This window comes from Alteribacter aurantiacus DSM 18675 (assembly GCF_000429705.1).
GTDB classification, from domain to species: Bacteria; Bacillota; Bacilli; order Bacillales; family Salisediminibacteriaceae; genus Alteribacter; species Alteribacter aurantiacus.
The window spans coordinates 895469-918416 of the sequence record NZ_KE386941.1; the positions used below are offsets into that span (position 1 = coordinate 895469).

Genomic DNA, 22948 nt, shown 5'->3' on the forward strand with positions numbered 1-22948 from the left:
GAAAAGGGTGAATTGTTTGATTAACATAATTTATACTAGGTATTTTATATCTAATTCTTTGAAGCCAGCTAGTAAGCCTTGGGATTTGGTGTATAATGTTGTTAACTATCTAAACATTCAGATTCAGGTGGTAAAATGATTGGAGACAGAATTAAATTACTTAGAAATGAAGTGGACATGACCGTCGAAGAACTTGCTGACGGAATCTTATCTCCAAAGTACATACAGGACATTGAAAATAATGTTCGTCATGTTCCTGACGATATCCTGCCTGAGTTAGCAGCTCGGCTCGGTACATCAGTAGATTCTCTTCTTGGGATCGAAAAGGAGACTAATATTCGAAAGGCAAATGAATTGCTTGATTCAGCTTTTCGATATACGTACCGAGATTTGCTCGAACTCGCCAAAGAAAACATAGACAGAGCGAAGGAACTCGAGGATCATTTTTCTTTAGAGTTAAAAACCAAATTAACAATTTTAGAGTGTCAAGTATTTATTAAAGAACGTAAGAAAAAAGAAGCGATTGAAAAGATTAAGAGTATTAATGAAGAAACTGTAAAAGCGTTTAATGATTTATATTTTATTTATCTTCGTGTTTATGGAGCTCTTTATTTTCAGGAAGAAGAATTCTGGAAAGCAATTATGAGTTTCCATGAAGCTATTAATGTGAAGGTTAATTTTGAGAAATACCCATTCGAAGTGGGGATTTGTTATTTTAACTTGGGAATTACTTATGCCTTCATAGGAAATCTCAGTTGGGGTGAACAACACCTGAAAAAAGCAGAGAGTATTTTTCAAGATATTGGTGAGATCAAACAATTAACAGACACCTATATCAACTTAGGTAACATCTACTTTCAAAGAGATGATTTTGAAGATGCATTAGACATTTACAAAAAAGCACAAAATCTACTTATATATAATAGTGATCTAAAGACGTCTTCATACATCTTTCATAACATTGGACTTGTATATCTTCATCTGAAAAATTACAAAAAATCAATAGAGTATGGCAATAGGGCATTAGCACTTAAAAGAAAAGTAAACGCCTTCCCGAATGATTTAATAAACACTATAGAACTTCTCGCGAGGTGTAACCTCGAATGTAAAAACTTTGATTTAGCTGAAATTTTCACAAAAGAAGTGATATCTTTTATACCCAAAGTTTCAAATTCCTTAATAAGAGGAACTTGTTATTTAACCGTTGGATTATATCATAAAGCGGTCGGGGATATTGATAAATATATACAAAACACAAAGCAAGCCCAAGAGGTTTATAAAAATGCAGAGCTATATTTTAACGCTGCTAGAACAGCATATGAATTAGGAGAAGAACTGAACGACCAGGATCTCCTGGTTGAATCTGCTAGGTTGTACCATAAATACCATATAAAATTAAAAGAAAAATAAGGAGGAAGAGCAATGAAAAAAATAATTGCATTCGCTTTGATTACAGCGGCACTAACTGTAGGTACGTTAGACGTAAGTCTAGCAAACCCTGACTGGGTTATCCCGTTCTCCACATCAAGTTCAAGTTCTTTAATGTAATTAAACCAGGATGAGCGCTTATGCTCATCCTTTTTCTTTTTCTGTTGAAGTTGGATTAGTCTGTAATTCGGACTAACTAGTTAAAAAGAACAGTTCAGTTCATTCCTGTTTTTACATGTACTGAAACATAACCACACTTGATATACTGTACTATCTTTAGGTAGACAGGCAGGTGGTTACGATTACGGATTTTCTTATAGGAAGCGCGATTGCAGCGGGAGCCACAGGAATAGGAGCACTGCCTGCACTGATTTTTAAAAGAGGGACCCACAGGTTTAGGGATGTTTTGCTGGCTCTTTGTGCAGGTGTCATGATGGCTGCGGCAGTATTTGAACTCATTCCAAATGCGTTAGTTTTATCCGACTTTATCATGGTTACACTCGGGTTATTAGCCGGAGTGGTAACACTGACATTACTTGAAACAACCGTGCCTCACCATCATTTGGAACATGGTTACGGAGTGAAAGTGAACAAAAAGACAATCTTGGTTGTTTCTGCTATAGCCCTTCATAATATGCCAGAAGGATTGTCGGTGGGAGTTAGTTATGGTAGCGGTGTCGAAGGGTTAGGTCCTTTAATTGCTTTAGCAATTGGGTTGCAAAATATGCCGGAAGGGTTTTTGATTGCCCTGTTTTTAATACAGCAAAGAGTGAGGCTTGCTGTAGCCTTTTTAATCGCTTTATTGACAGGTGTGTTGGAATTTCTTTCGTCACTCATCGGCTACTTTCTGACAAACTTTGTTGAAGGAGTTGTACCATTTGGTTTAGCTTTTGCTGCAGGGTCCATGCTCTATATCATATACAAAGAATTAATACCAGAGAGCCATGGTGATGGAAATGCCCTTGCTGCTACGTATTCCTTTATTTTAGGATTACTTGCCATGCTGTTTCTTATTTCAATGTTTTGATTTGATAACATACCACAATCATGGTATGTTTTTTTGTATTGGCATTAAAAAGTGATGAATAAGGGAATAAAACGAATAGGTCGGGCTTTAGAAGGAGTTATCAATGTGGAAAAAACTTTTACTTAGAATGTCTATTCTTATAATTGTAGTTTTTCTTTTGTATACGTTAAATCAATCGTTCTTCCAGATCGATCCTGATTCAATTCAAAGCTGGATCCTTTCATTCGGAGTGCTGGCGCCTCTTTTTTACATTTTAATTTTTATGTTGAGACCACTTACATTGTTTCCTGCATCCATTTTGGCAGTAGCAGGAGGACTTGCCTTTGGACCATGGCTTGCTCCGTTGTTCACGTATGTGGGCTCCATGCTTGGTGCGACTTTTTCATTTTGGCTGGCAAGAAAATTAGGTAAACGTATGGCAAATAAAGAATGGAGAGGGAGAGCGGAGGCATTACAGGAGCGTGTGGAGAAACATGGTTTCTTTTACGTCCTCGTCCTCCGAATACTACCTGTTGTGAACTTTGATTTAGTGAGTTATCTTTCGGGAATCTCACGTATAGATTTTAGGACATATATTGGAGCGACCATGTGCGGAATCATTCCGGGTACATTTGCCTTCACATTTTTAGGGGCCAGCTTTGGCGGGGATTGGCGAATAATTGTGGTAACGATTTGCACATTTATCATCGCTTTTCTTGTTCCTATTTATGTTAGAAGTAGGCTCGGCAAAAGAAACATTACACTTGATCCTGATTTGGAGCCTGCTGAAAATAAATAATAACTCATCCATCACAAAACCCCGAATGAGATCAACTCTCCTCGGGGTTTTAGATGTTGGTCAATGCTGTTCCTGAAGCTGATCTAAAGGGACGGTCATTTCTTCATTAGGGTCTTTTGCATTAAAGATTCTGGCTGTGTTTTGTTCCGAATCAACATGCTGAATCCAGATTCTCGTTCCATTGAAAAAAACGTTATGTTCTTTCGCGGAATCAACAATATCTTGTGCTCTTAATGCATCCATTTTTATCACCTCCGCTTTATGTTCATTATCTGATGATGGGCTTTCGTTTATACTGCCTTTCCAAACGTTTACCTCCTTTTAGAATGGGGAATTATTTAAAAAGCTAAAGGTGGTGGATGGTTTGGATTACGACGTTCTCATTATAGGTGGCGGAGTCGGGGGGCTTACACTGGCTTCCAAATTGGCTCGTTGCGGTATAAAGCACTTAGTGGTGGAAAAAGAAGTAAAAGGCGGCTTGATTTATAAAGGGGAACTTCTGCAGCCAAAAAGTTTGCAAATTCTTGATGGTGTAGATGTTTTAACCGAATTGGAAGCCCATTCCTATCAGCTTGATAAGATACACACCTATGAGGTGGAACTGAGAAAGGGATCATCTCCAAAGACCCTGTATCACAGTCGGTTAAACTATGATTGGCTTCCAACTAAATACAACCACGCAAGAATGGCACCTCACGAAAAAATTCGGGACTTATTATTGAATAAAGCAAAGGAATACAGCGCTTTCGATTATTGGAAGCCGGCTTCCTTTGTTAGGATGAAACAAGCGGATAGCAAAGAGCAAATAGCGATCATAAAGAAGGACGGAAGAGAAATTGAAGTAAAGGCAAAAGTCATCGTTGGTGCAGAAGGAAGAATTTCGCCAATACGAAAGGAAATGGACTCAACATTACATTCAATGCAGTACAATCATCATTTTCTTACAGTAACATTTCCGAGACCACCAACACTTACTGAAGCTACGATTATGGCTACTAGAACTCACTTCGTTGGTTTGTTCCCGCTTCCAGATAATCAAGTGAGGTCTGTATACATGATTGAACCGGGCAGGTATAAAGAAATGAGAAAAGCAGGTCTTGATCCCGTGTTTCAAGCTTACTACGACTTTATGCCGGAAATGGAAGGGTACGTCGATCAAATAAAGAAGTGGAAAGACATTCAGTTGATGATTCCCATCAGACACAATACTTCACACTATACTGAAAAAGGAATGGCCATTTTAGGAGATGCAGCTCATAGTGTCCATCCAATGGCTGGGGAAGGTATGAATATGGCCATTCAAGATGCGGACGTATTGGGTGAACTTTTATGTTGGATGTTTACAAATAATCGAACAGAGTATGAAAACCTCCTTTGGTATGAAAGAGTGCGTAAGCCAAGATCGGAGTTTGTGTCAAGTCTAAGTCACCAAAGCGCTCTAGTTTATTCATTTCCATATAAACCATGGCAAAGAATACGAATGAAGGCATTGCGGCATTTGGAACATCACCCTAGACTCCACTTTAAACATTTGCTTAATATATCCGGGATGGGGATGTGGAAAATGAATGTACTTGATTGGGCGAGGCATATTGGGTTCCCGCCTGGTGAAAGCTTTCGTTATAAATTGGAAGAGGAACGTATGATTGATCATTTCTTCAAAAGAGAAGAAGATTATCCATGGGAAAAAATCTAATGAGAACAGACTGCCAAACGAATTGGCAGTCTGTTTTAGTAACAATTCTTAATGTGTGTGGAGTCGTCAATCAGCAAAGGGATCTTTCCTGTAACTTAACCTTCGCAGTTTATATGTTAACCAAACCTCATTCTCTATGAGTTACCCAAAATTCGAAAAAAATCCTAATGACAAGTAGTAATATTGGATTATTGTGAAAATAAAAGCCGTTATGATAAAATTAGAACATACGTTCGGAACAGGAGGACGCGAAAACTGCAAGAAGATCAGTCCTTGCAGCGCATTTAACGCTTGATTAACGCATAAGCGATCGTTGTACAGAGAAGTAAGGAACCGTATAAAAAGGATACCCAGATCCATCTCGTGTCACCTTCAAGTAAAGGAAGGAGGACTATGGTTATTCCATTAATGATAAGCAGTCTCATGAGCCATTTTTTCGTAATCACTTGTAAGAAAATAAAGAAAAGACCAATCGAGACTGCAACAACGATGGTGGATGTCAAAAAGTAAGGGTACTTATGAAGATCAGTTGCTGAATACATTAACACTCCGATACCTGAGAGTAGTAAAACAGAAAAAACAAAGCGATCGAGGTTCATGAATCAAACCTCCTTATATGGTCTTGTTTCTTGGTGCGATTTAGCCATTTAGCATTGGAAAAGGAATAAAGTAATAGTGCAATCCAAATGATACTGAACGCTACGAAGTGAACCGATTGAAATGTCTCTTGATAAGAGAATACGCCTAAAAAAAGCATGATGGTTGGTGCAATATATTGAAGAATGCCGATCATGGATAAGGGTATTTTCTTCGCACCTATTCCAAATAAGAGGAGGGGCACAGCGGTCACAGCGCCGGCACCTACAAGGAAGAGGACAGAGGATGGTTGTTCGGTCGTATAAAAAGCAGATTGTAAATAGTCATGTTGGAAAAAAAGATAAATCATGGCTACAGGCGTCAGTAATAGCGTTTCTAAAGTAAGTCCCGTAAACGCTCCAATTTGCGTCAGTTTTTTTACGAGTCCGTAAAAAGCAAAGCTCAAAGCTAGTAAGATAGCAATTGTGGGGATGCCTTCGAATGAAAAGGTTAAAATTAATACTCCTGCAGTAGCAAGGGCAAAGGAAATCTTTTGCCAAACATTCACTTTTTCTTTTAAGAAAACAACTCCTAAAAAAACACTAACGAGAGGATTGATATAATACCCAAGGCTTGCTTCAATAATTCTGTCATTGGCAACTGCCCAAATATACAGCAGCCAGTTTGTAGAGATAAAGAGACTAGCTAAGAGTAATCCAAAAATGATTTTAGGGTGACTACCTAAGTATCGAATATCTAAGAGAAGTTCCGATCCCTTTTTCATGATGAAAATCACAATGAACATAAAAAGGAGAGACCAGATGATACGGTGAGCCAATATCTCCATTGGGGGGACATGATTTAAGTATTTCCAGTAGATGGGGAGGAATCCCCACAATATGTAAGCTCCCGTTCCTGCAAATATTCCGATCATCGTTTGTTTGTCTATGGTCTTGTTGTTCATGTTTTTCCTCTATTCAACAGTTTTCATTTAGTGTATATCGAAATGTATTCCTTTGTAAATGATATTAATGTTACTTATGTAAAGTAGAGCATAGAAACTCATCTTCATAATTAAAGGTGTCCATGGAATGATAAAGACGTACGAAATCGTAATTCTGACTATTGAAGAATAGCACCTGTACAGGTATAGTTGATGTAAATACAACAACTATTAATTTGTTGATGTTTTTTTATCAACTAATAATAAGTTGATAGAGTAATGATTCTGAGGTGATGAATAATGAGAGCAGCCTTATGCTTTGCAATAGATATTAAACAGTCATCTAAATGTGATAAGCAACAACTCACAAACACACTGAACAAGGCGAAAGAACAGTTGAATAGTAAATACGAAAAAGGGTTGATCATTCCTTTTGACATTAGAGGTGGCGATGAGTTAATAGGCGCGATTACTTCGTTTTCTCAAGGGAGAGGTGTGATCGAATGCATAAGCCAGATAGTGGAGGAAAATGGTTTATCTTGTTATATGGGTGTAGGGATCGGTTATATTGAAAATAATGAAACGTCCATTCATACAGTCAATGGTAGTGCTGTTTTAGAAGCGATTTCAGCAAGAGATTTGGAACTGAAAAGCGGTGGAGAAGAGGGGAAACTATGGCAACAAAACAATGGACAGTCAATCTTTTTTTCCTCAAAAGAAGCTCCGTATTCTTCATTAAATAGTTTGTTTTTGTCCATTTCAGAAAAAAAACTTGCGTGGACTAAAAAACAAAAAGAAGTGATTCGTCTCCTTGAGGAAAATCCAACATTTACATTTGAAAGAGCGGGAAAAGAACTGGGCTATAAATCTCCCAAATCAAACGTTAGTTACTTGTTAGCTCGTTCTCAATATCTTAGAGTGAAAGCAATGGAGAAAAGTTTTGATGATTTAATGATCTTTATAGGAAATGTATTAAAAGAAAGGAGGGGGTAAGGTGTGGTTATGGATCTTATTTGGTCATTTTCTTTGTGACTTTATGTTGCAGAGTAATCGCCTTATTGAATTTAAAAAGAAGAATCCAGCAAAGGGGCTTCTTGCTCACAGTTTCATTCATGCTGGTGTAGCTATCATTATTATAGGTGTTTATTGGACAATCCATGGGGGGACCATTGGGATTCTGCTTTTAGGGGCGGTTATGATTGCCGGGTCTCATTTTGTCATTGATTTCATCAAGATGGCCCTAGTAACGAAGAATACATCAACCCCTTATCAAACAGGCTTGTTTTTAGGGGATCAAGCTTTACACATCATTGCAATTATTTTTATTCTACATGTTCTTGGATTAGAGTCCTTTTCATTTTCAGCAACGTATGAAAGTGCTGTTCAATTTACAGCTGGGACTTATGAGTGGAAGACAATGGATCGGGTAATGGCTCTAGGGTCCATTCTTATTGTCGGAACGTATGGAGCGGGTTATTTTTTAGGCATTTTACTTAAAGATTACGCTCCGAAAGACGACATACAAAAAAATCATTATACAATCTCAAATGAAAAAACGGAAGTACGAACGAGGTATTTACCAAATGGAGAAAAGGAGTCAGAGATGGTGACAGTAAAAACAGAGCACCTATTTAAAGACTCTCCACAAAAAATTGGACGCTACATTGGAATGTTAGAGCGTTTTTTAATCATCTTTTTACTTTTGGTGCAATTACCACACGGGCTAGCATTTTTGGCTGCTTTGAAGTCTCTTACTCGATTCAAACAATTCGACAATAAACAGTTTGCGGAATATTACTTAATTGGTACATTTTCAAGCTCATTAATCGGCTTTATACTTGGTGTATGTGCATTGGCGGTTATCAGATAAGAAAGGATGGGGAAAGATTGATCACTTTTACCCATTCTTTTTTGTATTAGGTAAAGTGAGTGGAGTCAGGTACGAAGAGGCTACTTTATTAAGTAGAAGTAGTTTTTAAGTTTACATAATATAATTACAGTATACAAAAAAGAGGATGGGACTCATTTAAGTGTTTAAAGTAAATTCGAACAACGTCCTACTAGAGGGGAGTCTATCTCAGTAGCGGCTTTTTTGCGCCGGTAGTATGTTCGGATACACTTTTATAAAAAACACTTTGTCCCAGCCTCTTTCATTTATTTTGTAGCTTTTGTTAAAGTAACATACTCATCGTAGGTCATCTCTTTATCAAAGACACCTTCTTCTTTGATCTCGATAATTCTGTTAGCGATCGATTGGTTGAACTGGTGGTCATGGGAAGTGAAGATCATGGCACCTTTAAAGTTGATCAAACCATTGTTTAACGCTGTGATGGATTCCAAGTCAAGGTGGTTCGTTGGATCATCAAACAAAAGAACGTTTGAACTTGATAACATCATTTTTGAAAGCATACAACGAACTTTTTCGCCTCCGGATAACACACTTGCTTTTTTCTTGGCTTCTTCGCCGGAGAAAAGCATACGACCCAAGAAACCACGAATAAATGTTTCGGTTTGGTCTTCGGGAGAATAGTCGCGAAGCCAGTCAACAAGGTTTTTGTCGTTTCCTTCAAAATACTTGGAGTTATCTTTCGGGAAGTATGCTTGAGAAGTGGTAATTCCCCATTTATATTCACCACTATCAGGCTCCATTTCCCCCATAAGGATCTTCATTAGAGTCGTATTGGCAATTTCGTTATCACCGACCAATGCGATTTTATCCTCACGGTTCATAATAAAGCTGACGTTATTAAGAACTTTTACACCATCGATGGTCTTTGTGAGTCCTTTAACTTGTAGTACATCATTCCCGATTTCCCGTTCAGGTTTAAACGCTACGTAAGGGTATTTTCTTGAAGACGGTTTAATGTCGTCAAGCTCAATTTTTTCAAGGCTCTTTTTACGTGACGTGGCCTGTTTCGACTTCGAGGCATTCGCACTGAAACGAGCGATGAAATTCTGAAGTTCCTTAACTTTTTCTTCCTTTTTCTTGTTTTGCTCTTGTTGTAGCTTAAGAGCCAATTGACTTGACTCATACCAAAAATCATAATTACCAACATAGATTTCAATTTTACCAAAGTCCAAATCAGCAATGTGAGTACAAACTTTATTCAAGAAGTGACGGTCGTGGGAGACAACGATAACCGTGTTCTCAAAGTTAATTAGAAACTCCTCAAGCCATTGAATCGCTTTTATGTCCAAGTGGTTTGTTGGCTCATCAAGTAAAAGAACATCAGGGTTACCGAACAGCGCTTGAGCGAGAAGGACTTTCACTTTTTCTCCACCAGTAAGCTCAGCCATTTTCTTTTGATGAAGGTCGTCTGTTATACCCAATCCGGAAAGGAGAACAGCAGCATCGGATTCCGCTTCCCAACCATTAAGCTCACCGAATTCTCCTTCAAGTTCGGCAGCACGCATGCCATCTTCATCTGAGAAGTCTTCCTTCATATAAATGGCATCTTTTTCTTTCATTACTTCATAAAGTCTTGCGTGTCCCATCATGACAACATCAAGAACAGTGTCTTCTTCGTATTCGAAGTGGTTTTGTTTAAGCACTGCCATACGGTGGTTCGGAGGTAAACTCACATCACCCGTTTGTGCTTCGATCTCACCTGAAAGGATTTTAATAAATGTCGATTTCCCTGCACCATTTGCTCCAATTAAACCGTAGCAGTTGCCAGGGGTGAATTTAATATTTACATCTTCAAAAAGCTTGCGTCCACCAAAACGCAAACTAACGTTTGATACATTAATCATGTTTTCCTCATCCTTCACTAAACAAAGTCTAGAAAAGTATAACATTTTACGAAGAGAAAAGCGATTCGTGTATATAAAAGTAGCTGCTTTTTAAATGAAAAGTTGCTTTAGAATATTAATGGGTAAAGTAGTATCATCTGAGATAGGAGTATGTTAGAAGCAAGGTCCACAGGAATTAGTCTTCAGATATAATCCAATGAGCGTTGCCAATAAAGGATGAGTATATATAGAGTAGAATAAGAAAAAAAGAAGAGTAAGAAAAAACTGCATCATCCATATTTTCATTGTTCCTCTTTTGAAGTAAGATGGAGGACAAAGGTTCAGCATTAATCCAATAATTGTGATAGAATTGACAAAGTGCAACAAATGAAGCGTTTTCATGCGTGTTATAGAACGTATATAAACCAACAGCAAGGGGTCATGCAAGTGATTTCAAACTATCCTACTCATAAACAATATTCACCTTACCTGACATTATTAAAGGACGAATGGGCTGCGTTGAGTCCTGGCTCAGTTCAGCCTCTAACTGCACAGGAAGTAAAAGACCTGCAAGGAATTAACGAGAATATATCTATGGAAGAAGTATCGAGTGTTTATCTTCCATTATCAAGACTCATACATCTGTATACGACAGCTTCTCAGGACTTACATTCTGTAACAAATTTGTTCCTACATAAAAAAACAAATAAAGTGCCTTATATAATTGGAATGGCTGGGAGTGTAGCCGTCGGAAAGAGCACAACGGCGAGGCTTATACAAGCGCTTTTATCAAGATGGCCAAACCATCCCAAAGTTGAATTGGTTACCACAGACGGTTTTTTGCACCCCAATCGAGTTCTTGAAGAGAGGGGAATCATGAATAGAAAAGGATTCCCTGAAAGTTACGATACGTCCAAATTAATAAATTTCTTAGCAGACCTCAAATCAGGGAAAGAACAAGTGAGTGCCCCCGTTTACTCTCACCTCGTGTATGATATCGTCGAAGGTGAAGAGCAAACCGTTACGAGCCCTGATATTGTCATTGTAGAAGGAATAAATGTATTACAGGTAGCTCATGACGGAAGAGAAATACCGGAAGTGTTTGTTTCGGATTTCTTCGACTTTTCTATTTATGTGGACGCAAAAGAAGAAGATATCTTCAAATGGTATATTGAGCGGTTTAAAACGTTACGAACGACAGCCTTTAAAAACCCTAACTCTTATTTTAAGAGGTATGCAGAATTAAGCGATGAAGAAGCGACGCAAGTGGCAACAAAGATATGGAAAGATATAAATGAAGTGAACTTGTACAATAATATTTTACCAACGAAACACAGGGCCGACTTAATTCTTCGAAAAGGGGATAACCACTCAGTAGAAAGACTTCACCTTCGTAAGATTTAATACTTTTGAATAAAAGGATCACTTGAGACGATTGTTATGGGCAATAATTCCCGTAATAATCGTCTTTTTAGGTTGAATTACAAAAAAAAGGGTAAGTAATAATTAATCACATTGCCATTAGATGTACTAACTTCGACAATATAGAATAGCAGTTCCGGTTTATACCTGGTACGTAACGTACCTATATTGAATCGTGTAGATCAACTCTGAGGAGGAGCAAGCATGAATAAGCAAAAACTGGAAAGTCTAAAAACAACACTGGAAGTCGTTTGTGGCAAATGGAAAGGTGTCATCCTTTTGGAACTTGTAGGGCGTACACTGAGATTTAGTGAATTAAAAAGTGAATTAAATGAAGCGTCTCACCAAACATTAATCAAGCAGCTTAAAGAACTAGAAGCGGATGGACTTATTGAAAGAAAAGCGTATCCTGTAGTTCCTCCAAAGGTGGAGTATTCTCTCACTCCATATGGACGAGAAGTGGAAGGGATGCTCGAAGATATGGTTCAGTGGGGGGCGATGCATCGTTCGAAAGAAAAGCATAAAGAATCTTCATAGATGTTCGTTCTAACTAATTTTATGCGAGAAGTGGAAGATGATGATGTTGTTTATGCACTTTGTAGTTATGTAGAAAGTAGTAGCGCTCTTTCTATATTCCAGCACACGTATATGAAGGACATTTATACTTCAACCTTAATTCTATTGATGAGGAAAATGATGGAAAATCATCATTTTTTTCGAATACAGCCTTTAAAAAAGAGAGTGTGAACCTACCTTACTAAGGTTCACACTCTCTTTTTATGTGACAAGACGATCATTCAAAAGTTAATGAGGTAAGAAAACGAGCTGGATTGCAAAGAGAATGGCGAAGATGAGCACCAGAGGGTGAACTTCTTTTCTCTTACCACTAAAGATTTTCATAATTGGATAAGTGATAAAGCCTAGAGCAATACCTGTTGCAATACTAGAAGTAAGAGGCATGCTGAGAATGACCAAAAATGCCGGGAAAGCTTCATCAAATTCATTCCATTTAATATGACTAACAGCTCCGACCATTAAGCTTCCTACAATGATTAACGTTGGAGCCGTAATCGCAGCAATTCCGGATACTGCACCAACAACTGGTGAGAAGAACGCAGTAATAATAAATAAAACGGCAACAGTAAGGGTAGTTAACCCTGTTCGACCGCCAGCTGCAACACCAGCACTTGATTCAATATAAGCCGTTGTTGGGCTTGTACCAAAGACCGAGCCCACGGTCTTTGCTACACTGTCAGCCAAAAGAGCCTGTCGTGCTTTTGGCATTTTATTTCCTTTCATAATACCGGCCTGTTGTGCAACGCCGATCATCGTGCCTGTTGTATCAAAGATAGTTACAAGTAAGAAAGAAAACACAACTGCATATAAACCATATTGAATGACGTTAACAAGTGCATCTAAAGGTGACCCAAAAATAAACCACTCAGGGTTTGATGGGATGGACGCCACGCCTTCTGTAAAGGAAAGCATCCCAAATAAATACGCCGCTACACCGGTAATCACCATTCCTAAGAACAATGCGGCACTGATTTTAAGTGACATTAAGATAATCGTTACTGTTAGTCCGAAAAGAGCCAGCATCACTTGGGGGCTTTGCAGATCGCCGAGGCTCACGAGATTCTCTGGGTGAGGGACAATCAGGCCAGTCAATCGCATTCCAATAAATGCAATAAATAATCCGATACCGGCTGTAATACCGTGCTTCAAGTTGCTAGGAATTGCTTCAATCAGTTTTTCTCTGAAACTTGTAAGTGAAAGGATAATGAATAAGATACCGGAGATAAAAACAGCTCCAAAAGCAACCTCATACCCGACAGCTTCATTAGCACCAACGACAGAGTAGGCAAAATACGCATTCAACCCCATTCCAGGTGCGATGGCGATAGGAAAGTTTGCCGCAAAAGCCATCCATAATGTTCCCACAACTGCAGCGATAATGGTTGCTAAAAAGACTTGCTCAAACGGTACTCCTGCATCGGCTAAGATAATCGGATTAACAACTACGATATAAACCATTGTTAAGAAAGTGGTCATTCCCGCTAATAACTCTGTTTTTACACTAGTTTTATGTTCTTCTAATTGAAATAAACGAGATAACATGTACTGCCTCCTAAATACGAACATTTTTGAAACACGAAATCTATAGTATTCGTTTTTGACAGTTAATGCAACTCCTTTCACAAATGTTGTACAAAGGGTAGATCTAAAGAATGATACGAATATAATACAAATATATATAGGGTGACGGGAAATAATTTCGAGACTTTGCTTTTTTTACTTCGGGAAATAATCCGATCATATATACAGCCGTTCTTTTTAGAGAATGAAATTATATTGAAAAAATATAGAGGGGAGTTCTGTATAAAGAACATAAATTTATATGCGAAGATATTGGGGTGTATGGAATAGATATAGTAAGGAGTATGGGAAGGGAGGGTCGGATGTGAGTGTGTATTTGGATTATTTAACGTCTTATGCAGTAGAGCAAGAGAGGGATTTACTACAACTCTTGAGGGCGGAGTCTCCGACATATCGAAAAGAGTTGGTAGACAAATGTAGCGGCATACTTATGAAAATGTTTGAAAAGCACTTAGGGGCAACGTCTGTGGTTTATCCCCAACTCAAGCGGGGGGATCATTTTAGAGTGAAGGTGGGTAAAGGGCGTAAACGAATCCTTATTTTAGTACATGTGGACACGGTTTGGGATCAAGGTAGGTTAGTGACATATAAAAAGGATGGAAAAATCTTTGGGCCTGGTGCAATGGATATGAAGGGTGGTATTGTTCAAGGAATATGGGCTGTGAAGGCATTAAAGGCTTGTGGAGGTTTGCAGGGAAAAGAAGTTGTGTTTTTGTGCACGAGTGATGAAGAGGTAGGGAGCCAAACATCAAAAAGCATTATTGAATCAGAAGCAAAAAAAAGTCAAGTTGTTTTAGTGCTTGAACCTCCTGTGTCAGAAACAGGTGCAATAAAGACATCCAGAAGTGGCATTGGTCTTTATGATTACTATATAAAGGGGAGGGGGGCTCATGCCGGAATTGATCACGAAAAAGGGGTTAGTGCAGTAAAAGAGCTCGCCCACCAGATTCTAAAGCTTGAAGAATTGACTGACTATCGAAGAGGAACCACAGTTAATGTGGGTGTGGTTTCAGGGGGGAGTCGTTTGAATGTGATTCCTGATACCGCACGTGCAAGGATAGATTTCAGGGTTAAATCAAACCAGGAAGCAAACCGGTTGATAAGAATTATAGAAAAACCGGTGCCGGTTACTGAAGGGATTTCAATATCGGTTAAGGGTCATTTAAATAGACCTCCAATGGAAAAAACAGACTCTACAGCTATTTTATTTGAGCGAGTAAAAGAAGCAGGGAGAAAGGTCGGACTATTGCTTGAAGAATCCCATGTTGGGGGTGGTAGTGATGGCAACTTCACTGCTGCTTTGGGTATTCCGACGATTGATGGGTTAGGGTGTTTTGGAGACGGTGCTCATGCGTTACATGAACACATCTTTCTCGATCAAATGATTGTTAGAACAGCGATGCTTTCACATTTGATCGGAGATTTATAAGAACAGGCTGCCTGAATAGTCAGACAGCCTGTTTGTTTAATAGAGTCATCGAAATCTCGTTACTTAAGGGGAGGGGTTATTCTTTCTACTTTGTGTACGAGAGAACCTACATAGTCGACGGCGTCTTTTATCGAATCGGGGTTTGATAAATCGACACCTGCATGAGTAAGGAGCTCTAAAGGTGTTTTCGTACCTCCGGCTTTTAGGACTTCAAGCCATTTGTCTACTGCAGGTTTCCCTTCGTTCTTTATATTTTGGGCCACAAGGGTGGACGCTGTTAGGCCTGCTGAATACGTATAAGGATACAACCCCATATAATAGTGAGGTTGCCTCATCCAAGTTAGGGCAGCGCCATCATCGAGTGTGACCACATCTCCCCAAAAGCCCTTTAATACCTCGAGCTTGGCATTTGACAAGGACTCGGCAGTGAGGGCTTCACCAGACTCGGCCATTTGGTAAACTCTTCTCTGGAATACGCCTTCTAAAAGGTGAGTGACAAAATTGTGATAATACGTTCCTAAAAGCTGTAAAGTAATCCAGCGCTCCATTCGTGGATCATTTGTGGATTTAATTAAATGATCGGCCAACAGTAATTCGTTTAACGTTGAAGGAGCCTCTACGAAATAAGTAGAAGGTCTTACGTTGGAGATGGACTGATATTTATTCGCTAAATAAAAATGTCCTGCGTGACCGAGCTCGTGGGTGAGTATCAGTGTTCCGCGCATCATATTTGTCCAGGTCAAAAGGATATAAGGGTGAGAGCCGTACGGGCTTGAACAAAAAGCGCCAGTCATCTTCCCGTCATTTTGAGCTCTGTCGACCCATCTTTTAGTGAGTGCTTTCTTCATAATCGCCATGTATTCCGGGCCCATAACTTCAAGAGATTCAAGAATCATTTCGCAAGCTTTGTCGTAGGACACTTCCGGGTTGAAGTCGGGATCTAGAGGAGCTTTTAAATCGCAAAATTTCAGCTCGTCCAACCCAAGCTCTTCTTTCTTTAGCTTCATTAAGCGTTGCATATGAGGGGCTAAATTGTTATAGATAATGTCAAGTTGGTTATTGTACATTTCTACAGTAACATCCTGTGGTGCCAGTAACATTTGAGTTACAGATTCATAACCTCTAATTTTAGCGGTTGTAACCTGTTTAGTTACTTCTTGGGCGTAAGTGGCAGCGTATGTGTTTTGATAGGCTTGAAGTCCTTTAGTGAACGAGTGGTAGGCGTTTCTCCTCGTATCTTTATTCGGGCTCAATTCGAATTGATCTTCATATAAAGCAAAAGACATGGATTGTTCATTGTTATCCCCATCAACGAAATCCTCAAACGTCATGTCACTCGACTTGCTTTGTGAATAAATGGAGTATGGAGCGTTGTGTACAGCTGTTAATGAAGCAAGTACTTTTTCTGTTTCTGGCGAAAGTGTGTATTCTTTTTGTTTCATAAGATCGTACAACCCTTTTTTATATGTAGCTAAATGAGGCTCCGATTGTATAAAGGCTTCGATTGTTTCGGTTGAAAGTTGGAGAATCTCCGAATCGACGAAACTCAACTCCGCTTGAATCTCAGCTAGTTTATTGGAAACTTTGGCATAATTTCCTTGGTTTTTAGGATTTGAACCGTCTTCGGCCAGTTTTAGGCTAGCATAAGTAGCTACTTTATAAGCCTTTTCGATAAAAGAATCTCTGGCTTGTAAGCATAAAAGGAGTGTTTTTGGATTTTCTATTAGATGCCCTTTAAATCTACTTATTTCTTGTCCTTCTTCTTCAAGTCTTTTAAGCTCGTTGTTCCAATGTGTATCATCTTGAAATAGATCGGTTAGATCCCACGTTTCACCTACGTGAACCTGATCTCTTGACTTTGTCTTTCTTTTTGTAGCTTCCATTATAATATATCCCCTTTCTTGATCTGTTGTTATTGTTCTATATTATACATAAAAATAAAGTGAATTATAAGAGAATTGTGAATAATAGATCGCTTAAATGAGTAATTGTTGAAAGTCACATCAAATAATCTTATTATAGTAGAATGGTGATTTTTAAAAGTTTGATATTGGGGGAAACGGAATTGGGACATACAATAACCAAAGATTTGTCGTTGGAAGTGATTATTCAAGCGATGGATTACACAAGGGCAGGAGTCATTATTACTGATCCCGACATGGAAGACAATCCGATTGTTTATGCGAATCGTGCATTTGAAGCAATATCAGGCTATGAGCCAAAAGAATTTTTAGGGAAAAACTGTAGGCTATTACAAGGTCCGGAAACATCAACGGATACGATAGCGGAGATGAAACGTGCAATAGATTTAAAACAACAAATCACCGTTACGATAAAGAATTATCGAAAAAATGGGGAAACCTTCTGGAATGAATTACATATTGACCCAGTCTATGTTGAAAAAGAAGCGAAGTATTATTTTATCGGAGTTCAAAAAGACATATCCGAGTACAAAGAATCAAAGGAAAAACTTCAATCTTACTTGGAGGAAGTGTCGAGATTATCTACTCCGATTGTACCTATTGAAGACGGGGTATCCGTACTTCCGCTAATTGGTAATGTAGATGAAGGGAGATTGGAGATCATTTTGCAAAATATTACTTCTGCTGTATCGCAATCGAAAGATCATACATTAATTCTTGACCTTTCAGGGCTTACAGACCTTAATGAACATGTTATTCGCGGAGTATTTAATTTAAATGACCTTCTACGCCTATTAGGCACTCAATTGCTCATAACCGGTATTTCATCTCGCTTGGCTATAAAAGCAACCCAGCTACAAATTGACCTTTCTTCAATCAGGACTTACGCAACGGTGAAAGAAGCAATTACACACCGGTAATCGTTTTGGACTTGATCTGTGAGCCACAAAACTAAGAAATGATGTTTCGTACTTACTAGTGGTAGTATCTGATAAGGTGTACCTGTTACGTTAATATCTTAAAAGGCGCTGAAAAGGTTTTTTCCTTTTTGGGGCCTTTTATTTAGGTCTATTGTACGCGAAAAAAAGCGAGGGGTCTTTCAAGTGCCTTTGTTTAATACTCATATTGTTTATTCGTATTCCTGTTAACGTAGATGTTAGGGCTTCGTTTTTGATAATCGTTAAATATGTATTGACACCGATTTAAATACTGTCATATACTAATGAAGATAATTCCGAGTAAGATGATAAGAATTAAACGTTTTTTGTATTTGGAGGTCTGTATATGGAGCGAGTGAGCATAAAGAATGTAGAGAAAACGTTTGTGAACGATGACAAAGAAAAAAAATCATTTACTGTTTTCGATGACATTAGTCTGGATGTGCAACCAGGTGAATTTGTATCCCTGCTTGGACCTTCCGGATGTGGGAAGTCCACATTATTAAATATTGTTGCAGGTCTTGATAAGGCTACAGAAGGGGAAGTGAAGGTCGGTGACAATATCGTATCGGAACCAGGTTCCGATCGTGGAGTGGTTTTCCAAGAGGCGGCATTGATGCCGTGGCTTAGTGTCGTTGAGAATGTGAAGTTTGCCCTAAGAAAGAAGATGGATAAAGATGCGGCACAAGCGGAAGCGGAAAAGTACCTTAAGCTTGTACATTTAAGCAAATTCATGGATTCTTATCCGCATGAATTATCCGGGGGAATGAAGCAAAGGGTTGCTATTGCGCGAGCATTAGCCATGAATCCCAAGATTTTATTAATGGATGAACCCTTTGGGGCACTCGACGAACAAACGCGATCGATGCTACACAAAGAAGTCCAATATATCTGGGAAGAAACGAAAAAGACGATCCTTTTTGTTACACATAATATAAGAGAAGCGATTCTCTTGTCTGATCGCATTGTGTTAATGGGCACTAGGCCTGGTGGGATTCGGAAAATCTATCCGGTTGATTTACCCCGTCCTAGGACGCCTGCTTCTGAAGAATTTATAAAACTTGAACAAGATATCATGTCCATTTTGGGCGGTGAAATAGAGAAAGTAATGAGGGAGGAGATGGGAGATGACTTCAACAGCCAGAAGGCTTCTCTTCTTTACGGCACTAATCGTAACATGGGAGATCATATTTAGAGTAAACTTACAAACGAATTTTTGGGCGACAACGTTGTTTCCTTCTCCGATTGGAGCAGTTGAACAATTATACCGAGGTTTCTTTGAAACAGGGATCCTTCGAGTTGCCCTTTTTGAAAGTATTCAAAGAATAACGGTAGGCTTCATTTTAGCTGTCATTATCGGTGGTGTTTTAGGCATTCTTCTTGCTACATCCAAACTTGCTGATGAAACGCTTGGCTCGCTCGTAATCGCTTTGCAGCCTGTGCCAAGTATTGTATGGCTTCCAATCGCCTTAATGATGTTTCAAGGTGGTGGAGGTGCCATTTTATTCGTAGTTGTCCTCGGTGGAACGTGGGCGATGACCCTGAACATGCGAATGGGTATTAAAAATGTTCAGCCTATCTTAATTCGCGCAGCTAGAACAATGGGCTACAAAAAAACAGAGCTAGTATGGAAAGTGATGTTACCCGCTTCCATTCCGTCCGCATTAACAGGCGCCAGATTAGCGTGGGCATTTGGGTGGCGTGCATTGATGGCTGCAGAATTGATTGGTCGTGGAGGACTTGGTCGTACGTTAATGGATGCTCGTGACTTTTATAATATGGACCTTGTTGTTGCAATCATGTTTATCATATCTGCAATCGGTTTAACGGTAGAATACTTTGTGTTCAGCAAAGTAGAGAAACGAGTGTTATCGAGATGGGGTCTAAACGCAAATCAATCATAAGTAATTGAAGGGGGAACTGAAATGAAGAAAACGTTAGGACTGCTAACCGGTGCTGCTGTATTGGTTTTAGCAGCTTGTGGAGGCGGAGGGAGCTCAGCTTCAGATGAGGTAAACATTGGGTACTTTCCAAACTTGGATCACGCTGCTGCGATCGTAGGAAAAGAAAAAGGTTATTTTGAAGAAGAAATGACCGGGTCTGAAGTTGATTTCGTAAACTTCCCGAATGGAAATGATTTTATTGATGCATTGAGTACCGGAAATATTGATATGGGGTATGTTGGACCTGGACCTGCGATCAATTACTTCTTGCAAGGGGGGGACGTTGTGGTTATCGGAGCTGCTGCAAATGGGGCAACGTTAATCGTGTCTCGTGAAGACTCGGGTATTCACACGTTGGAAGACCTTGATGGCCATTCATTCTGTACTCCTGGTAATGGATGCACCCACAACGTACAGTTGGAAATTATGTTAGAAGGGATTGGGCTTAAATCTAATCGTCTAGGTGGAACGGTAGAACACCAATCCAGAGTGGCTCCGGCAAATATGGTGGCGATGTTTGAACAAGGTGATATTGATGCTGCTGCAGCGCCGGAACCGTGGGGCACGCTACTTGTTGAAGAGCATAATGCAAACGTGGTTGTTGAGTGGGATGACGTGTTCCTTGGTGAAGAGCTTGCAAGTGTTGTCATTGTAACTACAAACGAATTTTTGGAAAATAATCCGGAAAAAGTGGAGCAGGCCTTGACTGCTCATAAACGAGCTGTTGATTACACAGTAGAAGATCCGGACGACACCCTAAAAACGATTAATGATTCATTATATAATTTGACTCAAACGAGACTTCCGGAAACAGTACTTGAAAATGCTTGGGAACGTATGGTTGTTACAACCGAAACCCACGCAGATGCTCTTCAATTTTGGGCGACAGCCTCTTATGAATTGAACTTTATTGAAGATGAGCCCGATTTGGATGGCTTTGTAGACACTTCGATCCTGGATCGGATTGTAGAAGAATAGTTGTTTAAAAAACCGTCACTCTGTGGCGGTTTTTTAAACAAAACCGCTGTTTTTGGAAGAAGCATTGCTTTTATACAAAGAAAAGTTAAAGGGGAAGGGCAGTGAAACAAACATTAAATAAAACATAAATAACCCCCCATAAAAAATATCTTTATATTCTGACATTAAACGACTGTTTAATTTTTTAAAAAGGGTGTTTATTGGACGACGAGATCGGCTTTTGTATGATAAACTGATAACGTGCTAAATGATACTATGATGTTAGGTGATTATAATGACTTCACGATATGAAACAGCAACGTTTGCAGGCGGTTGCTTTTGGTGTATGGTTAAACCTTTTGATGAACTACCGGGGATTATCGATGTTCAATCCGGTTATACGGGAGGACATGTGGAAAACCCTAGCTATACACAAGTAAAAGAAGGAGAAACAGGGCATTACGAAGCTATTCAAATAACCTATGACCCTGAAGTTTTCTCTTATGACTGCCTATTAAATTTATATTGGCCACAAATTGATCCGACAGATAGTGATGGCCAGTTTATTGACCGTGGGCCTCAATATCGAACTGCTATTTTTTATCATAGCTCGAAACAAAAAAGAGCAGCAGAAAAATCAAAAAGAGTATTGGAAGAAAAGGGTCCTTTTAAAGAACCTATTGTAACTAAAATCCTTCCTGCATATGATTTTTATCCTGCTGAAGAAGAACACCAAAAGTTCTATAAGAAAAATCCGGCCAAATATAAGCTTGAAAGAGTAAGTTCCGGAAGAGATGCCTTTATTGATAAACATTGGAAGTGAGTGGTTTTATTTTAATCTCTTTGAGGAATAGTAAAGATATCTTTCTCAAGGAGTGGTTGAAACATGAATGAACATGCACTAAAAGATCGGATTCAAACGTTACTTGACAACCATAAAGTGGGGACACTGGCAACGGTTAGAAACAATCGTCCCAATTCCAGGTACATGACATTTTTTAATGATGGATTAATGCTATACACACCTACTAATAAAGAGACTCATAAAGCCGAGGATATTCGGGAAAACCCTTATGTACACATTCTTCTCGGATACGACGGGGAAGGGTATGAGGATCCTTATTTGGAGATTGAAGGAAAAGTTGAAATTAAAGACGATCAAGCCATGAAGGAAAAAGTATGGCATGAAAAAATGTCAAAATGGTTTGATGGACCAAGCGATCCTGAGTTTGTCCTTTTGCAAATCTCGCCGTCCGCGATCAGGCTGATGAATGATGGTGAAGAAACACCTCAAACACTGGAATTGTAAGCTAGACGTGATATGAAGACGGAAAGCGTATAATGTGTGCTTCAACGGTAGGAGAAACACTCCTGCCGTTTTTATTTTTTCTAAAAAAAGGTGAACCAGTAATGTGCGCCTAGCCCCAAACACGTTTCTTTCTTTGATGTAGTCGTTTTGTCTATTCATTTTCTGATATGACTTACAAAAGCGAGTGTGCAAATTTCCATCATGCAAGTGTATACTCATTGTTAACATTTAATGATTCAGATAAGGGAACAAGGAGTTTTAGTCGCTTATGGAAAATATGTACTGTAGGAGGTGCTTTTCCATGAAGGACTGGTTTGGTGATATTTATAAAAAACATGAGGGAAAAGGGGATTTTGACTACCTTGAAGGGAAAGGTAAGCCGTTAAAAAGAGAGGTTCTTGAAGGGGACGTATTGGATCGTACGTTTAAGAGTGCAAACGTCGTTCCTGACTGGATTGAAAGAAGAAGAAAGGTCATGAAAGAAATGGAGACTCTTATTGCATTGAAGGATCACATGGAACCCGATGATTACTCCCATAGAATTGAACAAATCAACGACTTAATCAGAAAATACAATAAAAAATGTCCGCCCGTCATGCAACGGGGGCTAATCAGTCCGAACAATCTTGAACAGCGTTACCGTAGTTGGCAATAAGTGAAGGATGAACCAAAAAACAAATAAAAAAGGGCC

The 22948-nt window shown here is 39.1% G+C and carries 23 protein-coding genes; 17 read left to right on the top strand and 6 right to left on the bottom strand.

Translation table 11 applies throughout. The annotated features are described in order from the left end of the window. The first annotated feature begins 135 nt into the window (after nt 1–135). From G476_RS0107780 to G476_RS21485, 4 genes are all read left to right on the top strand, one after another. Nucleotides 136–1410, top strand: a complete 1275-nt coding sequence (locus G476_RS0107780; RefSeq protein ID WP_026689605.1) for a helix-turn-helix transcriptional regulator — start codon at nt 136–138, stop codon at nt 1408–1410. Nucleotides 1411–1422: 12 nt separating this feature from the next. Continuing rightward, the gene (locus G476_RS24030; protein ID WP_281170445.1) at nt 1423–1548 is read left to right on the top strand and encodes a hypothetical protein; all 126 of its coding nucleotides are present in this window, start codon (nt 1423–1425) and stop codon (nt 1546–1548) included. Between the two features lie 181 nt (nt 1549–1729). Beyond that, on the top strand, nt 1730–2455 hold the full coding sequence (locus tag G476_RS0107790; RefSeq protein ID WP_026689606.1) for a ZIP family metal transporter: 726 nt from the start codon (nt 1730–1732) through the stop codon (nt 2453–2455). A 103-nt stretch (nt 2456–2558) separates the two neighbouring features. Continuing rightward, nucleotides 2559–3233, top strand: a complete 675-nt coding sequence (locus tag G476_RS21485; RefSeq protein ID WP_035186266.1) for a TVP38/TMEM64 family protein — start codon at nt 2559–2561, stop codon at nt 3231–3233. Nucleotides 3234–3293: 60 nt separating this feature from the next. Here the strand turns inward: G476_RS21485 and G476_RS0107800 are convergent, their stop codons facing one another. Continuing rightward, nucleotides 3294–3476 (bottom strand): H-type small acid-soluble spore protein, encoded by a 183-nt coding sequence (locus tag G476_RS0107800; protein ID WP_026689607.1) that lies wholly within the window; start codon nt 3474–3476, stop codon nt 3294–3296. Nucleotides 3477–3597: 121 nt separating this feature from the next. Between G476_RS0107800 and G476_RS0107805 the strand changes: the two genes are divergently transcribed. Beyond that, nucleotides 3598–4929 (top strand): FAD-dependent oxidoreductase, encoded by a 1332-nt coding sequence (locus G476_RS0107805; RefSeq protein WP_035186268.1) that lies wholly within the window; start codon nt 3598–3600, stop codon nt 4927–4929. Nucleotides 4930–5213: 284 nt separating this feature from the next. Here G476_RS0107805 and G476_RS0107810 read toward each other — a convergent pair whose 3' ends face one another. After that, on the bottom strand, nt 5214–5528 hold the full coding sequence (locus G476_RS0107810; protein ID WP_026689609.1) for a hypothetical protein: 315 nt from the start codon (nt 5526–5528) through the stop codon (nt 5214–5216). Beyond that, a complete protein-coding gene (gene rarD / locus G476_RS0107815; protein ID WP_026689610.1) occupies nt 5525–6469 on the bottom strand; it encodes an EamA family transporter RarD in 945 nt (314 codons plus the stop codon). Before rarD ends, G476_RS0107810 begins: the two co-directional genes overlap by 4 nt. A 279-nt stretch (nt 6470–6748) precedes the next feature. Between rarD and G476_RS0107820 the strand changes: the two genes are divergently transcribed. Beyond that, a complete protein-coding gene (locus G476_RS0107820) occupies nt 6749–7441 on the top strand; it encodes a hypothetical protein (protein ID WP_026689611.1) in 693 nt (230 codons plus the stop codon). Nucleotide 7442: 1 nt separating this feature from the next. Further along, entirely contained in the window at nt 7443–8318 is an 876-nt protein-coding gene (locus G476_RS0107825) for a DUF3307 domain-containing protein (protein WP_026689612.1), read from the top strand. A gap of 284 nt (nt 8319–8602) precedes the next feature. Here G476_RS0107825 and G476_RS0107830 read toward each other — a convergent pair whose 3' ends face one another. Continuing rightward, nucleotides 8603–10201 (bottom strand): ABC-F family ATP-binding cassette domain-containing protein, encoded by a 1599-nt coding sequence (locus G476_RS0107830; protein ID WP_026689613.1) that lies wholly within the window; start codon nt 10199–10201, stop codon nt 8603–8605. A 420-nt stretch (nt 10202–10621) separates the two neighbouring features. On the opposite strand from G476_RS0107830, the gene coaA reads away from it, so the two are divergent. Both coaA and G476_RS0107840 read left to right on the top strand, forming a co-directional pair. Then, nucleotides 10622–11584, top strand: a complete 963-nt coding sequence (gene coaA, locus G476_RS0107835; protein WP_051314702.1) for a type I pantothenate kinase — start codon at nt 10622–10624, stop codon at nt 11582–11584. Between the two features lie 222 nt (nt 11585–11806). Further along, complete coding sequence (locus tag G476_RS0107840) at nt 11807–12139, top strand: winged helix-turn-helix transcriptional regulator (protein ID WP_026689615.1); 333 nt, start codon at nt 11807–11809, stop codon at nt 12137–12139. 267 nt (nt 12140–12406) lie between these two features. Here the strand turns inward: G476_RS0107840 and G476_RS0107850 are convergent, their stop codons facing one another. Then, the gene (locus G476_RS0107850) at nt 12407–13720 is read right to left on the bottom strand and encodes an NCS2 family permease (protein ID WP_026689617.1); all 1314 of its coding nucleotides are present in this window, start codon (nt 13718–13720) and stop codon (nt 12407–12409) included. Between the two features lie 343 nt (nt 13721–14063). Here G476_RS0107850 and G476_RS0107855 point away from each other — a divergent pair, with 343 nt between their 5' ends. Beyond that, entirely contained in the window at nt 14064–15188 is a 1125-nt protein-coding gene (locus G476_RS0107855; RefSeq protein WP_026689618.1) for a M20 family metallopeptidase, read from the top strand. A 59-nt stretch (nt 15189–15247) separates the two neighbouring features. Here the strand turns inward: G476_RS0107855 and pepF are convergent, their stop codons facing one another. Beyond that, a complete protein-coding gene (pepF, locus tag G476_RS21490; protein WP_035186271.1) occupies nt 15248–17071 on the bottom strand; it encodes an oligoendopeptidase F in 1824 nt (607 codons plus the stop codon). A gap of 182 nt (nt 17072–17253) precedes the next feature. Between pepF and ytvA the strand changes: the two genes are divergently transcribed. From ytvA to G476_RS0107895, 7 genes are all read left to right on the top strand, one after another. Continuing rightward, nucleotides 17254–18030, top strand: coding sequence for a YtvA family blue-light photoreceptor (gene ytvA / locus G476_RS0107865; RefSeq protein ID WP_035186273.1), 777 nt, complete (start codon nt 17254–17256; stop codon nt 18028–18030). A gap of 364 nt (nt 18031–18394) precedes the next feature. Further along, the gene (locus G476_RS0107870; protein WP_026689620.1) at nt 18395–19243 is read left to right on the top strand and encodes an ABC transporter ATP-binding protein; all 849 of its coding nucleotides are present in this window, start codon (nt 18395–18397) and stop codon (nt 19241–19243) included. Further along, nucleotides 19176–19952, top strand: coding sequence for an ABC transporter permease (locus G476_RS0107875; RefSeq protein ID WP_026689621.1), 777 nt, complete (start codon nt 19176–19178; stop codon nt 19950–19952). The genes G476_RS0107870 and G476_RS0107875 overlap by 68 nt, the downstream gene beginning before the upstream one ends. Nucleotides 19953–19973: 21 nt before the next feature. After that, nucleotides 19974–20969: an aliphatic sulfonate ABC transporter substrate-binding protein gene (locus tag G476_RS0107880; RefSeq protein ID WP_026689622.1), complete on the top strand. Its 996-nt coding sequence runs from the start codon at nt 19974–19976 to the stop codon at nt 20967–20969. Nucleotides 20970–21243: 274 nt separating this feature from the next. Further along, nucleotides 21244–21771 carry a peptide-methionine (S)-S-oxide reductase MsrA gene (gene msrA, locus G476_RS0107885; RefSeq protein ID WP_026689623.1) on the top strand — a complete coding sequence of 176 codons (528 nt, stop codon included), beginning with the start codon at nt 21244–21246 and terminating at the stop codon, nt 21769–21771. A gap of 63 nt (nt 21772–21834) precedes the next feature. Further along, entirely contained in the window at nt 21835–22257 is a 423-nt protein-coding gene (locus tag G476_RS0107890; protein ID WP_026689624.1) for a pyridoxamine 5'-phosphate oxidase family protein, read from the top strand. Between the two features lie 301 nt (nt 22258–22558). Next, a complete protein-coding gene (locus tag G476_RS0107895; protein WP_026689625.1) occupies nt 22559–22912 on the top strand; it encodes a DnaJ family domain-containing protein in 354 nt (117 codons plus the stop codon). The last annotated feature ends 36 nt before the right edge of the window (nt 22913–22948 follow it).

Coding starts and splice junctions, on each gene's coding strand:
- G476_RS0107780 (WP_026689605.1), top strand. CDS start 136: ATGATTGGAGACAGAATTAAATTACTTAGAAATGAAGTGGACATGACC.
- G476_RS24030 (WP_281170445.1), top strand. CDS start 1,423: ATGAAAAAAATAATTGCATTCGCTTTGATTACAGCGGCACTAACTGTA.
- G476_RS21485 (WP_035186266.1), top strand. CDS start 2,559: ATGTGGAAAAAACTTTTACTTAGAATGTCTATTCTTATAATTGTAGTT.
- G476_RS0107800 (WP_026689607.1), bottom strand. CDS start 3,476: ATGGATGCATTAAGAGCACAAGATATTGTTGATTCCGCGAAAGAACAT.
- G476_RS0107810 (WP_026689609.1), bottom strand. CDS start 5,528: ATGAACCTCGATCGCTTTGTTTTTTCTGTTTTACTACTCTCAGGTATC.
- rarD (WP_026689610.1), bottom strand. CDS start 6,469: ATGAACAACAAGACCATAGACAAACAAACGATGATCGGAATATTTGCA.
- G476_RS0107820 (WP_026689611.1), top strand. CDS start 6,749: ATGAGAGCAGCCTTATGCTTTGCAATAGATATTAAACAGTCATCTAAA.
- G476_RS0107830 (WP_026689613.1), bottom strand. CDS start 10,201: ATGATTAATGTATCAAACGTTAGTTTGCGTTTTGGTGGACGCAAGCTT.
- coaA (WP_051314702.1), top strand. CDS start 10,622: ATGCAAGTGATTTCAAACTATCCTACTCATAAACAATATTCACCTTAC.
- G476_RS0107840 (WP_026689615.1), top strand. CDS start 11,807: ATGAATAAGCAAAAACTGGAAAGTCTAAAAACAACACTGGAAGTCGTT.
- G476_RS0107850 (WP_026689617.1), bottom strand. CDS start 13,720: ATGTTATCTCGTTTATTTCAATTAGAAGAACATAAAACTAGTGTAAAA.
- pepF (WP_035186271.1), bottom strand. CDS start 17,071: ATGGAAGCTACAAAAAGAAAGACAAAGTCAAGAGATCAGGTTCACGTA.
- G476_RS0107870 (WP_026689620.1), top strand. CDS start 18,395: ATGGAGCGAGTGAGCATAAAGAATGTAGAGAAAACGTTTGTGAACGAT.
- G476_RS0107875 (WP_026689621.1), top strand. CDS start 19,176: ATGACTTCAACAGCCAGAAGGCTTCTCTTCTTTACGGCACTAATCGTA.
- G476_RS0107880 (WP_026689622.1), top strand. CDS start 19,974: ATGAAGAAAACGTTAGGACTGCTAACCGGTGCTGCTGTATTGGTTTTA.
- msrA (WP_026689623.1), top strand. CDS start 21,244: ATGACTTCACGATATGAAACAGCAACGTTTGCAGGCGGTTGCTTTTGG.
- G476_RS0107890 (WP_026689624.1), top strand. CDS start 21,835: ATGAATGAACATGCACTAAAAGATCGGATTCAAACGTTACTTGACAAC.
- G476_RS0107895 (WP_026689625.1), top strand. CDS start 22,559: ATGAAGGACTGGTTTGGTGATATTTATAAAAAACATGAGGGAAAAGGG.